Here is a 13,003-nt window from a genome sequence, read left to right on the forward strand (position 1 = left end):
TCATGATTTTGTGTTTTGTAGCTGGGTGTAACAGTTTGTTATCAAACACTACGGGCAGTTCAGGGGAAACCAGTGCAGGCACAAAAAATATTCAAAATTCGCAAGAGGTTCCGAAGCCAATTACATTTACCTATTTCAGGGGTCAGTCAAACAATGTGGATCCCTATCCTGATAATGAATTTGCCCGGTATGTAAAAGAAAACACGGGTGTCACAATAGAGGTAGAGGATGTGATTGGCGACTTGGACACAAAAATCGGTGTCATGATCGCAAGCAATAGCTACACCGACTTTTTGTACGGTGTTGACAGACACTATAAATTCATCGATGCAGGTGCATGTGTTCCAATGAATCAATATATTGAAAAGTTCGGAGAAAACACGAAAAAAGTATATGCCGGTCACATGAATGATATAAAATGGGATGACGGAAACGTATATTTTCTTTCTCCCACAAGAGAGGATGCGAAATTGAGGGAACCCGACGCTGCCATGTATATACAGAAAGCCATATTGAAAGAGTTTGGCTGGCCCAGGGTTGAAACTGTCGATGATTACTTCAATCTGCTCATCAAATATAAGGAAAAATACCCTGAAATTGATGGAAATACAACCATTCCTTTCTCTATAGTTACGGACAGCTGGAGAATATTTACTCTGTATAATCCTACAAGGTATCTGTCCGGACGGGATAACAACGCGCTTGATGTTGATGATGAGACGCTCGAATGCCGCGTACCCGTAGCCGAAGACTGGCAGAAAAGGTGGTATCTGAAGTTGAATGAGCTTTACAATATGGGGCATCTGGATAAGGAATGCTTCTCCATGACCTACGATAAATATATTGAAAAGCTCTCAACCGGAAGAGTACTTGGAATGCATGATTATTACTGGCAGATACTGCCTGCTCAAAACTCTTTGGTTCAACAAGGGAAAACCGATAGGTTCTTCGTTCCGCTTCCCATTACATGGGATGAGAGTATCGAAGAGCATTATATGGACGCTCCTACTTTTGGAAACAGAGAGGGTGTAAGCATATCAATCAGCTGTAAGGACCCTGAAAGAGCGTTTAAATTCATTGACTGGCTTCTGAGTGAAGAGGTGCAGAAAAGGATATATTGGGGGATAAAGGACAAAAACTATTTTGTAGATGAAAAAGGCAAGTATTATATAAAGCATGACAACCAGACCACGGAGGTTCAGGCGGCGCAACTGGAGGCCGAAAGGAGGGACGGAAGGAGTTTGTTCTACTACCCATGGCCCAGGGGGGCGACTTCACAGCTGTATTCGGATGGAAACCCGTGGTCTCCTCTGGGATCAAGGGATGAAGTCTACGCTGATTACAAGGATTATGAAAGAGAGTTCCTTGATGCATATAATCTAAAAACGTATACCGATATGTTTAATGCACCCAAGAAACGTCCATTTGGATACCTGTGGTTGTTCAGCATACCTTCGGACTCCGAGGCCAACTTAATAAATATAAAAATGAGTGAGATAGACAGGGAGTGGATAACCAAGTGCATAACTGCCAAACCGGAAGACTTTAACAGACTTTGGCAACAATATGCAAACAAGCTAAAAGAACTGGATCTTTCAAAAATTGAAACGTGGTATGAAGATACGATTAGGAATTACGTAAGCAAACATAATTAGTCTAAATCTTCAGCCGGGCGGTATATTGCAGTAAACTGCCCGGCTGTCGTATGGTGTGTTCCATAGCATCGCATAAACAATGGGTGATTCTTGAGGGGGGATATATTTGTGGCTATAGCTGACAAAGCTTTTGCAGGAAATGCCGTATTGATACGAAAATATGAAAAAAAGGCACTCCGGAGGATTATAAAGAAGCAAGGTTCTTTGATTCTTTTAACAATCCCTTACCTGGCCCACATGGCTATTTTTTTCTATTTGCCGATATGGGGCTGGTTCATGGCTTTTTTCGATTATAAGCCCACGTACGGTTCAAAAATATTCAGAGGCAAATATGTAGGACTCAAATATTTCAAAGAACTGTTTTCCGATGATATTTTTTTGAGAGCTCTCAGGAACACACTGGCAATGAGTGTGCTGAAAATGCTTTTTGGCATTACCTTTGCAATACTTCTGGCGCTGATTATAAACGAAATTCGAAACAGACTGTGCAGAAAACTAGTCCAGACCATATCCTACCTTCCCCACTTTATATCATGGGTGGTGGCTGCAAGTATAATCACATCAGTGTTGTCGTATGATGGTATATTTAATGAGCTGCTGGTCAAACTTAGGGTTATAAGGGAGCCGGTTATATGGATGGGAAGAAAGGAGTGGTTCTGGTGGATCATTGCTTTAACCGATGTGTGGAAAGAAGTCGGATGGAATGCGATCATTTACCTGGGCACTATGACTGCAATCTCACCTTTGTTGTATGAAAGTGCCGAAATAGATGGTGCAACCAGGCTGCATAAAATCCGGTATATTACCTTGCCCGGCATTATGCCTGTGGCATCTCTTATGTTTATTATTCAGTGCGGCTTTCTTATTAATTCCGGTTTTGAGCAGCAGTGGCTGCTGAGTAATCCTTCCTTAAAGGAAATGTCGGATGTTATTGACCTGTTTGTCATACAATACGGGATTGCACTAGGCAGATACTTGTATACAACGGCAGCAGGCATTTTTAAATCGGTTATCAGCGTTATTCTTCTTCTTGGAACCAATGCGGTCAGCAGGAAATTAACCGGAGTAAGGGTGGTGTAGTTGATGAAAAAAACAGGAGACAAAATAAATTTCGAGAATATTTGCATAAATATATTTATATTTGTTTCCATGACAGTTCTCGTGATCGCCATATTATATCCTCTGATCAATATGGCTGCATATTCTCTCAATGATGCGGTTGACGGATTGCGTGGGAAGTTGTATTTGCTGCCGAGGAAATTTACTTTATATAATTACAGGTATTTGCTTTCGGATATTCAAATATACAATTCGTTGAAGATTACGGTATTGAGAACGATGTTAGGATCGGTAACTTGCGTGTTGTTTTCTACTCTTTTAGCTTACATTCTTAGTAAAAGGGATTTTATACTGAGAAAAGCCGTTACGTTTCTTGTCGTGTTTACCATGTATTTCAGCGGAGGGATCATACCCATTTATATTCTTTACCAGCAGTTGGGGCTTATCAACAACTTCCTTGTTTATATCATTCCCGGTTTTGTGAGCGCATTTTGTGTCATATTCCTGCGATCCTACATTGAAGGACTTCCCCTGGAAATTGTCGAGTCTGCAAAGATAGATGGAGCAAAAGAATTGACGATATTTGCCCGTATTATTGTTCCTATGATCATCCCCATGATTGCTGTTGCAGTTTTGTTTACCGCAGTCTACCAGTGGAATTCCTGGTATGACGCATACATATACGCACCGAAAAAAGACCTTAGCACTCTTCAGCTTGAGCTTATGAAGAAGCTTCAACAACTAACATTCAGAGTAGAAAACACCAACAGCTCCGAAATAGCAACTAGAGGAAGTGGTGCCAATTCTATTACTCCAAGGGCGGTTCAATACACAATGACGATTATTGCAGCCCTCCCTGTTATATTAATTTATCCCTTTTTGCAGAGATATTTTGTTACAGGTCTGACTATGGGTGGAGTGAAGGGATGAATCCTTCTCATGCTTGGCAAAACATCGGCAATCTATCCCAAAGGCGGCGCCGATTGCATCGGTCACTTCGTTATTGCAACTATCCTCCAAATCCTCCAACCCAAACCAAATTTATTTGAATCGCAGGATTCCTTCAATTCATCAAGGTAGTAATAATATATACTGTCAAATAACTTTATGCCGTATTGCTGATAAGACTGAGCCAATGCTTCAATTCCATCATTAAACATTCACAATACAATAAATTTACTTAATGAAAGCAGGTAGAACAAATACACAAATAGAATAAATTGGTTGGTTTATAGAGACAGCAGGAATGTTTAATTTTATTGAACAAGACCTGGCTAAAATGAATAGATAAACCTTATAGAAAAAACTATAATAAATATAGTAGTACATATATTTAACACAAAAGGAGTTGTTTTAACATTGGGAGAATACTCGGAATCAAAAGAACCGGAAGTTCCTGAAGATGTCGGCGAGGTGCCGGGGTATGAAGAATTCCTGGATGCAATCATGGACCCGGATCATCCTGAGCATGAAGAAATGATTGAATGGGCTGGCGAGGGCTTTGACCCTGAGAGGTTCAACATAGATGATGTCAATAAAATATTGGAAAAGATAAAATAAGAATCCGGTAAAAGAAAAGCTTTTTGTTTACGGGAAGACAGGATGGAAGGATAAGACAAATTAATACTGATGATTTGATGGAGATTTTATGATTGCAATTTTAATGACTGTTTTGAAAATAATATTGTTTATATTTGTACTTCTTGCTGTAGTTTTTATTGGAAGGACAGTTTATCGTTTTATAACTGTGATTTCAGCTTCGAAGAAGGGAAAAATATTTACAATAGAAGGACGGGAAATTTGCTTCTCCCTTCTTGAAGCAGGAAAGATTCAGTATAATTCCTGTATGAAGATTGCAAAACAAGGTAAATGTCCCTGTTCACAATATGTAGAGTTGGAAAAGTTAAAAAACAGCATACAAAGCTGTGATGATTCATTAGATGAAGAAGAATCTCTTGAGGATGAGGAGTGTTCCTGGGGACTTACAGATGAACAAGATGAAAGGATAAGGAAGGTAGTTGGTAATATTGCCGACAGGGATTATCTTAAGGGCTTTAAGGCTTGGGATGAGTATTTAAAAAAGGCTTTGAAAATGCCATTTTCTGCGGAGGTGTTGGAATACCAGGAAAGATATTATTTTCCATTATGCGATTTGGAAGCTTCAGATAAGAAATCAAAGAATTATGAACTGCTAAATGATTATAGTGTATGGTTTGCAAATAGATGAAAACTGTGCAAATTCCGATAAATTTTCATTGTATTGACTTCCGCTTTGCTTTCGAAAAATCCGGTTAACTTCAACCTTTTTAACTCATAGTGTATATTTAATTATGGGTGAATTATTGCCGAGTAAATGTGAATTATCTTTAAATAACCTCAAGGAGGCTATAAATTGTGATTTATGATGATGCCATTTCAATTGCAAAAATTAAAATTATGAGCATTATATAATTTAAGCTAATTATTATTTGTATATAAATTGTCATTATAAAATGCTTGATATTTTCTTGATTATCACATATAATAATCATGTAATAGTAATGTAGATTATTTTAAGGAGCTGTTTTTATGAGTACCGGCAACCTTTTGAAAAGTTTGGTGTCAATTACGCAATTCAATAAGGGACAGGCATCAAAAATATTTGACCGCTTGAAAACCGAACGCCGTATTATTGTGTTAAAAAACAACGTTCCTTCTGCTATTATTCTTTCACCTGACGAGTACATGCGCCTCCTGGAAATTGAAGAGGACAGTATCCTGTTAAAGCTTGCAGAACAACGCCTTGCCAATTATAAGCCAGGCGACGGAATCCTTTATGAAGAAGCCCTGGGACAAATGGGCCTAACACATAAGGATGTCGAAAACGCAGAAGACGTGGAGATTGAATAGTATGTGGAAAATAGAATTTTTGCCCGAAGCAGTGTCCGACCTTTCGCGTATCGATAAAGCTGTCAGAGCGCAAGTAATTAAAGGAATAAACAAAGTTGCGAAAAATCCTGTTGCAAAATTTAAAGGAGGATATGGCGAGCCCTTACGAAATCAAAAAGGGAGAAATCTGTCAGGATTATATAAAATAAAATATCGCGGTATTGGTATACGAGTTGTCTATGCCTTAGAAGAAAAAAACGGAATCATGACCATTGTTATTGTTGGAGCTCGTGCTGACGATGAAGTGTATGATGAAGCTTACAGGCGGAGAATAAAGCATGATATGTAAAAAATGAAAAGCTGTATAACATGTTTATATTTTTAGTTCAACAGTATCAGCTTGGACTTGAATATGACAAAAAGGAATTTGAACCCAGCGGGAATTGGGTTGTGGAGAAAAATACAATATCCGGACTTAAGTATCGCCTGGAAGAAATTATGGGTGTTCCGGTTGATATAATTCACGCTCCTATTAGTGAAGATGCATTAATTACAATAGGAAAGGTAGTTCCAATATATGAATCATAGAGACAAGCAGGTTTTGATGAAAATCATAAATGAGATTAAAATTGCAAATGACATACTTCAAGATAAGTCATTTAATGAGTTTAATGAGAATGAAATATTAAAGCGAGCCATTTGTACGACATTGATTAATATTGGTGAACATGTTAAAATATAACAGATAAAACAAGGCTTGCCAATAAGCAAATCCCTTGAAAAGAAATCGCAGGGTTCCGGGATGTCGCTGTTCATATTTTAGAGTACCTTATCCCTTTGCATAGCGGTTTTTTAAGGTTTGATAGCAAACACGATAAGACAAGAGATTAAATTAAAAGAGGTATGTGTTGTTATGGTGTCGGATATAAGCGGAAAATACGGAAAAGAGATTAAGAGGTTTAAATTTGATGGATCATATCCCGGGTGTGATGCCATATTACTAAACGGAAGTTTTATTGTATACGAATATGGGCTGCTGATAAAAGGTTTGACACCCGGAAGCGTGTTTTATGTAAAGTGGAAGGATATGAGCCATGTTATCTTGTATGGTGGGGAGATAGCTAAAGTGACTATTGAGATGGAAAACAACTATGGAGAAATTGTGGCTGAAAGCAGGGACAAGCCGGAAGATATAGAGGAATTTTATGACCTTGTATCCGAGCAAAAGGAAAAGTACGGGAATTATGAAAGTCTTAAGAAGCTTAAAGTGGATTTGGAAGAGATAAGCATTATAATGGACACTAATAGATGGGAGCATGAGGCGTATCTTGATACACAAACCGGTAAAATAATATATATACCGGTTGAACTGAATGAGGACAACATATACGAAGAAGAATATATTTCCGGTCTGCCTGAATGGGAAAGGGAAATGGTGGAGGATGTTAAGGCAATATATGAAGATGAAGAGAATAGGTATGTAATTATACCTGAAAGGTCGAGCAGTGAAGCCTATGAGAATATGGTGCGGTTTACAAAAACGCTGGATGATCCTGATATATCCGATAAGTTATTTGATGCTCTTGATAGAAGGGGTGCCTTCCGCAGATTCAAGGATGTATTACGGAGATATCCTGATATAGACGAGCAATGGTATAAATTCAAAGAGAAGATAGAAAAGCAGGAAGTGAGAAAATGGCTCTGGAGAATAGGTATAGATCCTATAGATTAGTATACCTTATCACCACCCGAATATTGTCGAATAATGTAGAAAGGCTGAAACTGTTCTAAATGAGCAATGAATAAAAAATGAATGATGAAATTATAAAAAGGCTGAAAAAACTCGCAGATCTACTAAAAGGATTAAGCGAGGAAGATTTCAATCTGTTTAGGATTTGGCTTAAAAATGTGGCAACTCGTGGAATGCCAAAAGAAAAAGCCGAAGAAATAGAGAAGATAATAGAGGGAGGAAAAACATAATGATAGATGATTTTGGCAAACTAGAACAATTCACCGGAGATGAAGCAATAAGAACAGTGTTAGAGGATCATCCTGAGCTTAAGATATTATGGGAGCGAAGGCATTTGGTAAATAGTCCGGTTGTAATAAATAATATAAACCCAATTCTACATATACTAATAGAAGCTGTTGTTGAGAATCAAATAATGCAAAACGATCCTCCGGAGATCGAGCTCGCATTAAAAAGATTAATGGGAAACGGTATGCTGCGGCATACTGCTCGGACGGTGATAGCTTCTGTGCTGGTTAACAATTTGTTTGATATTTTAAAGAATCAAGTTCCATTTAATACGGAGGGTTATTCAAGACAGCTTAGCGTATTGGGAGAAAAAGTTGAGAAAGTTGGAAGAAATGACCCTTGTCCGTGCGGCAGCGGAAAGAAATTTAAACATTGCTGTATAAATAAATTCCGATATGCTTGGTCTATGCAGAGCAGAATAAATTCTCAATAATACAGGATTGATGAAAAACTGATTCTTGGGTCAGGACAATATGCGACCAGGGATTATCTTGAGTCGGCCTGGATAAATGACCCGATTTTACTATTGGAAAACAGGTATCACGTATCTGCTTTTTTGCAAAAAAACGGTGACATAGAAGGAGCCTTAATGGTATTAAAGGAGAATATTGATTTTGCAAAGAGCCTGGGAGAAGAAGGATTAATAAAAAATGCCAATTACGATTTATTACTTTTATGTATGAGCAATAAAGAACTCGCAGCAGAAGGGATAGAGTTAATAGACAATATGTTGCTCTCATCGACAGACGAAAACGAAATAGGTTGTTTGCGCTGTGACAGAGCGGATTTTTTAGAATACCAGGGTAAGATTGATGAAGCTGAAAGGGAATATGAGTCAATTTTTAAGGATATGCCTGAATGGTATTTTGGGAGGTACCGTTATGCCCTTTTCTTAGAAAATATGGGAAGGAAGAATGAAGCCATAGAAGTATTAAAGCAATTGAAATCAATAAGGAATAAATTGGACAGGTCAACTTATAATGCTGTTATTACAGTCCTGGAAGATATGACTAAATAATATGAAAATAAACCTGCATTCATGTGGCGCTATATACAATGTATGATGAAAATAATTGTCGAACTAGTGACATCTATTATGTTTGCACTGTATAAACCCCAGCTTCAAAAGTTTAGAAGGTCTCTTTAAAAGACAGAAGTATTAAAAATTAAAGGAGTTTGGAGTGGTTATTTATGAGCAGTAATGACAAGGCTATTATAAACAAAATGATAAAATATTGCAAAGACTCTGTTAAATATATAAATATAAATAGCTTAGAATTCGAGGAATTTACCAATAACGAGTTATACCTTACGTTTTCAATCTTTGCGCTGTCTCAACTGGGAGAGCTTGCCGCTAAGGTTAGTGAAGAAATGAAGGCTGAATTCAATGAGATTCCGTGGAATGCAATAAAAAGCATGCGAAACAAAATAGTACATGATTATGACGGAGTAAGATATAAAGTTATATGGGATACCCTTTGAGAATAGTATTGCCGCTGTCAAAGGCTATTTTAGCCACAATTGTGCTTTGGACGGTGGTTGGCAAGTGGAATGATTATTTTGGACCGCTTTTGTATTTAAACTCGCCAGAAAAAGAACCTTTAATATATCCTCACCCTTTCCAACTTTTAAGCTATTGTACTCAAGCATATTAAGACATGGCTGATACCATCTTTTGATGAAATTCGGGAATATGCTTACATATTGCCATTTTCCTATTCCATCATTAAACCATAAAGCGGTTTGTATCTTATACCTAACCATGTAAAGGCAGCTGTCTTCATCAATATTGGCGAATTGGTTAATAAATTAGACAGGATTACATAACAGCTTACCCGGAAATTCCATGGTTTAAAATAAAGGGCTTAAGGAATCGTATAGTTCACAATTATGAAGGTGCGTTGCGTATTCCGGCTTATCTGGGTTCTTATGCTATTTTTGTTAGTTGGAAACTAATGCATTTTTGTGTATTTTAGCAATATCGCAAATTAAAAAGCAGTTTTATGGATTGAATAACCATTTTACTATCTATACACCACTAAATTTAAATATCTTCGGTTATTCTATCGGCTGCAATCTTATAGACAGCTTCATCGTCCCGGACTGAAATAACAATGATTTTCATTATATTTTTTTCACGAACCAAGCCATAGACCACCCTTAGACCAAGTGAACGCAGTTTGATCTTAAAGTATCCTGTTAAATTATTATTGCTCTTATTTCCCAATGGTTTTCCAAGGCCACCTTCTGATTGCGGCAAAGGATTTGCAGACACTTTCCTGATTGCCTTTAAAACTTGTATCTGCTGTGAATGGTCAAGAGCTTCCAAATCCTTTTGAGCCTCAGTCTTATACTCAATTATCCAGTTCATCAGTCTATTTCAACCTCACTGGCCTCTAAATCTTCCTCGCTGATGCCAAGTTTCTCCATTACTGCTTTTTCTGAAATGAAATCATTGCTTACAGCATTTTTCATTCGCTTTTCCGCTTCAATATATAACGCGTAATTTTCGAGTTGTTCTATCATTTCCTCGTATTTTTCAGGAGCAATAAGGATGCAGACAGGTTTATTGTTTTTTATGACAATTTTATGTCCGCTTTGTTTTACCTCATCAAATATTTTATTTGCTTCTCCCTTATTGAACCTTGAAATTGGGATAATAGAATTTATGATGTCACTAATAACTATCCTATTCAGCATGGTGCTTTCCTCCAAATTTTATAATCTGTAATATTATTATATATTACATCGATAAAATTATCAATATTTTTATAGATAATATCAGCAATTCCCCAACAAAAAATAAATAAAAATCAAAAAAATTGAAAGGAGCATCTCACCATGCAAGTAAAAAAGAATGAACAAAAACTTCCCTCTTGGCTGTTTGATTATGACGTTTCATGCCGAGCTACTATATCCATTATGGATATCAATGCCGCACTGAACTGTCACGCCAACTGCGACCGGGGCGATGTCTGAAAGGAAGACTGGAACACAAATAATGAAGCATTAGAAAATGGAGACAGGCTGCTTTCTGTCAACCATGACTCAAAAGGTACAAAATTCCGGATTATCACCGAATGGTACCGGAGTGTGACTATCATACTGCTTTCCAATGTAAACCAGCATAGCTTTGAAATCTGCAAAGGCTGGAACCAGCTTCCAAAAATTAAGGAGCTGCGTCAGCTCTCAAAAAAGTCAATTCTGATTGATAGAAATTCCAAATTATGATATAATATACCTAAAGGAAGGTGATTTTAATGCTTGCATTGAAAGGTTATTTTAATGGTAAAGAATTTATTCCTTTAGAGAAAGTTGATATAAGACCAAATCAAAAGGTTATTATTACTGTGCTAGACGAATATGTTGATGCAAAGACAGTATCCGGGAAATCCTTTTTGAAATATTTTGGAAAGCTTGATAATGAAAGCTATCAAGAATTCGAAGAAGCTCTAAAAGAGTGTGAAAAGGTTGATGTAAATGAGTGGTAGTTTAATTGACATGAATGTAATTATTAAGTTCCTTAATGGTGATGAAAAAGCTTTGAAGATATTGAATGAAGCAGATGGAATATTTATATCAGTAATTAATGTTGGTGAACTCTATTATGGTGCATATAAGTCAAGTAGAAGTGAACAGAATATGCAGATCATTTCAGGTTTTCTTTGTGATCAGAAAGGGAATTAATATTCCTGAAAATGATTTGTGGATAGCAGCAACTGCCATAGCCAATAATTTGAAACTTGCTACGTTTGATCATCACTTTACTCATATTGATGGACTGGAAGTTGTATATTAATATTTAGCCATTCGTTATTCTTTCAGTTCTTGATAAGGTTATATGCATCAATAAACTTATCCAAATCAGTTATACTATTATTTCATATATGCTCATCACATGCTCATTATATACTTGCTTTTAATATATAATATTTATTAATAAAAGAATGTTAACACCTTGTAACATATTGAAATTTGCGATTGGTTTGTATTAACATAGTAACATAGTAAATGGAATTGTCAATGAACAAAAGGGATGTGGAATTTGGTAAATTTATAAGAGATAATTTTACATATAAAGCTATTGTAAAGTACTATACCGGAATATTTAAACAATGCCCTGTTAATACAATAGGTTTTAAAGACATTCTGACTGAGTTTTTCGATCAGGGATATACTCTTGATATGGCATGCGACATTCTTGTTTTGAATGAAGATGGGTGCAAATTACCGCCTCCGGAATTTACAAAAGCAGTATTGCCTTTGCTTCCGGCTCAACAAGACACTTATACTAATAATAAGAATAATAACAGTAATGAAAATGATAATTGCGGTGGCAATGATAACGGCCACGATTTCGAAGACCCTGATACTATAGAATCATTGTTCGCCAAAACACTTCTTAAATTAATTGACTTTAAAAATCCGTTGATTCGGAACATTTCTTTTAAAAGTACGGGAAAATATAAAGTTGATTCACAATATAAAGTTGATTCACAATATAAAGTTGATTTACAATGTGAAGCCGATTCACAGCATGAGGCTGATACACAATATGATATTGAAGATATCGAGCTTTTAATTTTATGGAAACCCGGAGATACCGTTGCACCTTATATTGAAAGTGCACTTAAAGCGATTAAAACTTTTGCGGATAAGTTATTGGAAGACGATGCGAAAACTTTTGAATATTATAATGCTTTGTCAAATATTGAGAAAATAAAATTGCTTATTTGGCATAATAGATATTTTTATATACGTAAAAAAGCGTGGGATCATATTTTCTGCAGTATACAAGATGCATATGTTTTTAACAGAATTTTATCCGTGATGTTTATTCAAGCTGAAGAGGTTAATATAAACAGGATTTGCAGGGCTCTTATAAACAATATGGAGTTGTTCAATAAATATATACTGTAAACTATTTGGCACTACGGCTTATTGTGCTTTTATAATACTTATTTGCAATATTATTCTTAACATTTGCCAAATCTTCTTTTGCATGAGCCAATCTGTAATTGGATAATTGTACGAACTCATTTTAACGGAGGACTTATTAAAAAGGAGATTTCTTGCATATGGTTGGAGGATGTACCTGTTCGGCTTAAGATAAGAATTTAATTGGGAAGAATATGATTAATAGTACTATAGTCAGGCCGGAGCAATGGAAAATCCGGGGGACGGCATTGAAAGCCTGGACATATTGGAAGCATCGGATGATCCTTCGGCATTTAATAGTCACAATGGAATATGACGGATTAAACAGGCTGCTTTTAAAAAGTGTTGAAACTCCGGATGAAAGCTATCGCATGGGTGCGATTTATTTTTGTGTAACATAAATTTCCATAAATGGGTATAATCATCCGCTATCGCATTATCGCAT

Annotated in this window: 21 protein-coding genes and 1 pseudogene; 20 read left to right on the forward strand and 2 right to left on the reverse strand. The window is 36.5% G+C overall.

Going from position 1 to position 13,003, the window contains the following annotated elements:
- The first annotated feature begins 35 nt into the window (after nt 1-35).
- From HPY74_09790 to HPY74_09860, 15 genes and pseudogenes are all read left to right on the forward strand, one after another.
- Complete coding sequence (locus tag HPY74_09790) at nt 36-1,655, forward strand: extracellular solute-binding protein (protein NSW90940.1); 1,620 nt, start codon at nt 36-38, stop codon at nt 1,653-1,655.
- Nucleotides 1,656-1,892: 237 nt separating this feature from the next.
- Nucleotides 1,893-2,735, forward strand: coding sequence for a sugar ABC transporter permease (locus HPY74_09795; protein NSW90941.1), 843 nt, complete (start codon nt 1,893-1,895; stop codon nt 2,733-2,735).
- A 3-nt stretch (nt 2,736-2,738) separates the two neighbouring features.
- A complete protein-coding gene (locus tag HPY74_09800) occupies nt 2,739-3,644 on the forward strand; it encodes a carbohydrate ABC transporter permease (protein ID NSW90942.1) in 906 nt (301 codons plus the stop codon).
- Between the two features lie 357 nt (nt 3,645-4,001).
- Entirely contained in the window at nt 4,002-4,274 is a 273-nt protein-coding gene (locus HPY74_09805; GenBank protein ID NSW90943.1) for a hypothetical protein, read from the forward strand.
- An 88-nt stretch (nt 4,275-4,362) separates the two neighbouring features.
- On the forward strand, nt 4,363-4,941 hold the full coding sequence (locus HPY74_09810) for a hypothetical protein (GenBank protein NSW90944.1): 579 nt from the start codon (nt 4,363-4,365) through the stop codon (nt 4,939-4,941).
- 341 nt (nt 4,942-5,282) lie between these two features.
- Nucleotides 5,283-5,603, forward strand: coding sequence for a type II toxin-antitoxin system Phd/YefM family antitoxin (locus HPY74_09815; GenBank protein NSW90945.1), 321 nt, complete (start codon nt 5,283-5,285; stop codon nt 5,601-5,603).
- 1 nt (nt 5,604) lies between these two features.
- On the forward strand, nt 5,605-5,931 hold the full coding sequence (locus HPY74_09820) for a type II toxin-antitoxin system RelE/ParE family toxin (protein ID NSW90946.1): 327 nt from the start codon (nt 5,605-5,607) through the stop codon (nt 5,929-5,931).
- Nucleotides 5,932-5,951: 20 nt separating this feature from the next.
- Complete coding sequence (locus HPY74_09825; GenBank protein ID NSW90947.1) at nt 5,952-6,170, forward strand: hypothetical protein; 219 nt, start codon at nt 5,952-5,954, stop codon at nt 6,168-6,170.
- Nucleotides 6,160-6,324 (forward strand): hypothetical protein, encoded by a 165-nt coding sequence (locus HPY74_09830; protein ID NSW90948.1) that lies wholly within the window; start codon nt 6,160-6,162, stop codon nt 6,322-6,324. The genes HPY74_09825 and HPY74_09830 overlap by 11 nt, the downstream gene beginning before the upstream one ends.
- Nucleotides 6,325-6,495: 171 nt before the next feature.
- On the forward strand, nt 6,496-7,314 hold the full coding sequence (locus HPY74_09835) for a hypothetical protein (GenBank protein ID NSW90949.1): 819 nt from the start codon (nt 6,496-6,498) through the stop codon (nt 7,312-7,314).
- A 77-nt stretch (nt 7,315-7,391) separates the two neighbouring features.
- Nucleotides 7,392-7,562, forward strand: a complete 171-nt coding sequence (locus tag HPY74_09840; protein ID NSW90950.1) for a hypothetical protein — start codon at nt 7,392-7,394, stop codon at nt 7,560-7,562.
- Nucleotides 7,562-8,053, forward strand: coding sequence for a DUF1841 family protein (locus tag HPY74_09845; protein NSW90951.1), 492 nt, complete (start codon nt 7,562-7,564; stop codon nt 8,051-8,053). Before HPY74_09840 ends, HPY74_09845 begins: the two co-directional genes overlap by 1 nt.
- A gap of 156 nt (nt 8,054-8,209) precedes the next feature.
- Nucleotides 8,210-8,638, forward strand: coding sequence for a hypothetical protein (locus HPY74_09850; protein ID NSW90952.1), 429 nt, complete (start codon nt 8,210-8,212; stop codon nt 8,636-8,638).
- Nucleotides 8,639-8,811: 173 nt separating this feature from the next.
- Nucleotides 8,812-9,102 (forward strand): DUF86 domain-containing protein, encoded by a 291-nt coding sequence (locus tag HPY74_09855; GenBank protein ID NSW90953.1) that lies wholly within the window; start codon nt 8,812-8,814, stop codon nt 9,100-9,102.
- Between the two features lie 261 nt (nt 9,103-9,363).
- Nucleotides 9,364-9,596 (forward strand): annotated as a pseudogene (locus tag HPY74_09860) (DUF86 domain-containing protein).
- 68 nt (nt 9,597-9,664) lie between these two features.
- Here HPY74_09860 and HPY74_09865 read toward each other — a convergent pair.
- Together HPY74_09865 and HPY74_09870 are read right to left on the reverse strand one after the other, a co-directional pair.
- Complete coding sequence (locus HPY74_09865) at nt 9,665-9,991, reverse strand: type II toxin-antitoxin system RelE/ParE family toxin (protein ID NSW90954.1); 327 nt, start codon at nt 9,989-9,991, stop codon at nt 9,665-9,667.
- Complete coding sequence (locus HPY74_09870) at nt 9,991-10,320, reverse strand: type II toxin-antitoxin system Phd/YefM family antitoxin (GenBank protein NSW90955.1); 330 nt, start codon at nt 10,318-10,320, stop codon at nt 9,991-9,993. Before HPY74_09870 ends, HPY74_09865 begins: the two co-directional genes overlap by 1 nt.
- Nucleotides 10,321-10,880: 560 nt before the next feature.
- Here HPY74_09870 and HPY74_09875 point away from each other — a divergent pair.
- From HPY74_09875 to HPY74_09895, 5 genes are all read left to right on the forward strand, one after another.
- The gene (locus HPY74_09875; protein NSW90956.1) at nt 10,881-11,111 is read left to right on the forward strand and encodes a DUF104 domain-containing protein; all 231 of its coding nucleotides are present in this window, start codon (nt 10,881-10,883) and stop codon (nt 11,109-11,111) included.
- Nucleotides 11,101-11,307: a PIN domain-containing protein gene (locus tag HPY74_09880; protein NSW90957.1), complete on the forward strand. Its 207-nt coding sequence runs from the start codon at nt 11,101-11,103 to the stop codon at nt 11,305-11,307. Before HPY74_09875 ends, HPY74_09880 begins: the two co-directional genes overlap by 11 nt.
- Nucleotides 11,288-11,419 (forward strand): PIN domain-containing protein, encoded by a 132-nt coding sequence (locus HPY74_09885; GenBank protein NSW90958.1) that lies wholly within the window; start codon nt 11,288-11,290, stop codon nt 11,417-11,419. Before HPY74_09880 ends, HPY74_09885 begins: the two co-directional genes overlap by 20 nt.
- A 224-nt stretch (nt 11,420-11,643) precedes the next feature.
- The gene (locus HPY74_09890) at nt 11,644-12,540 is read left to right on the forward strand and encodes a hypothetical protein (GenBank protein ID NSW90959.1); all 897 of its coding nucleotides are present in this window, start codon (nt 11,644-11,646) and stop codon (nt 12,538-12,540) included.
- A 212-nt stretch (nt 12,541-12,752) separates the two neighbouring features.
- Nucleotides 12,753-12,959 (forward strand): hypothetical protein, encoded by a 207-nt coding sequence (locus HPY74_09895; protein NSW90960.1) that lies wholly within the window; start codon nt 12,753-12,755, stop codon nt 12,957-12,959.
- The last annotated feature ends 44 nt before the right edge of the window (nt 12,960-13,003 follow it).

It is taken from the genome of Bacillota bacterium, assembly GCA_013314855.1.
Taxonomy (GTDB): Bacteria; Bacillota; Clostridia; order Acetivibrionales; family DUMC01; genus Ch48.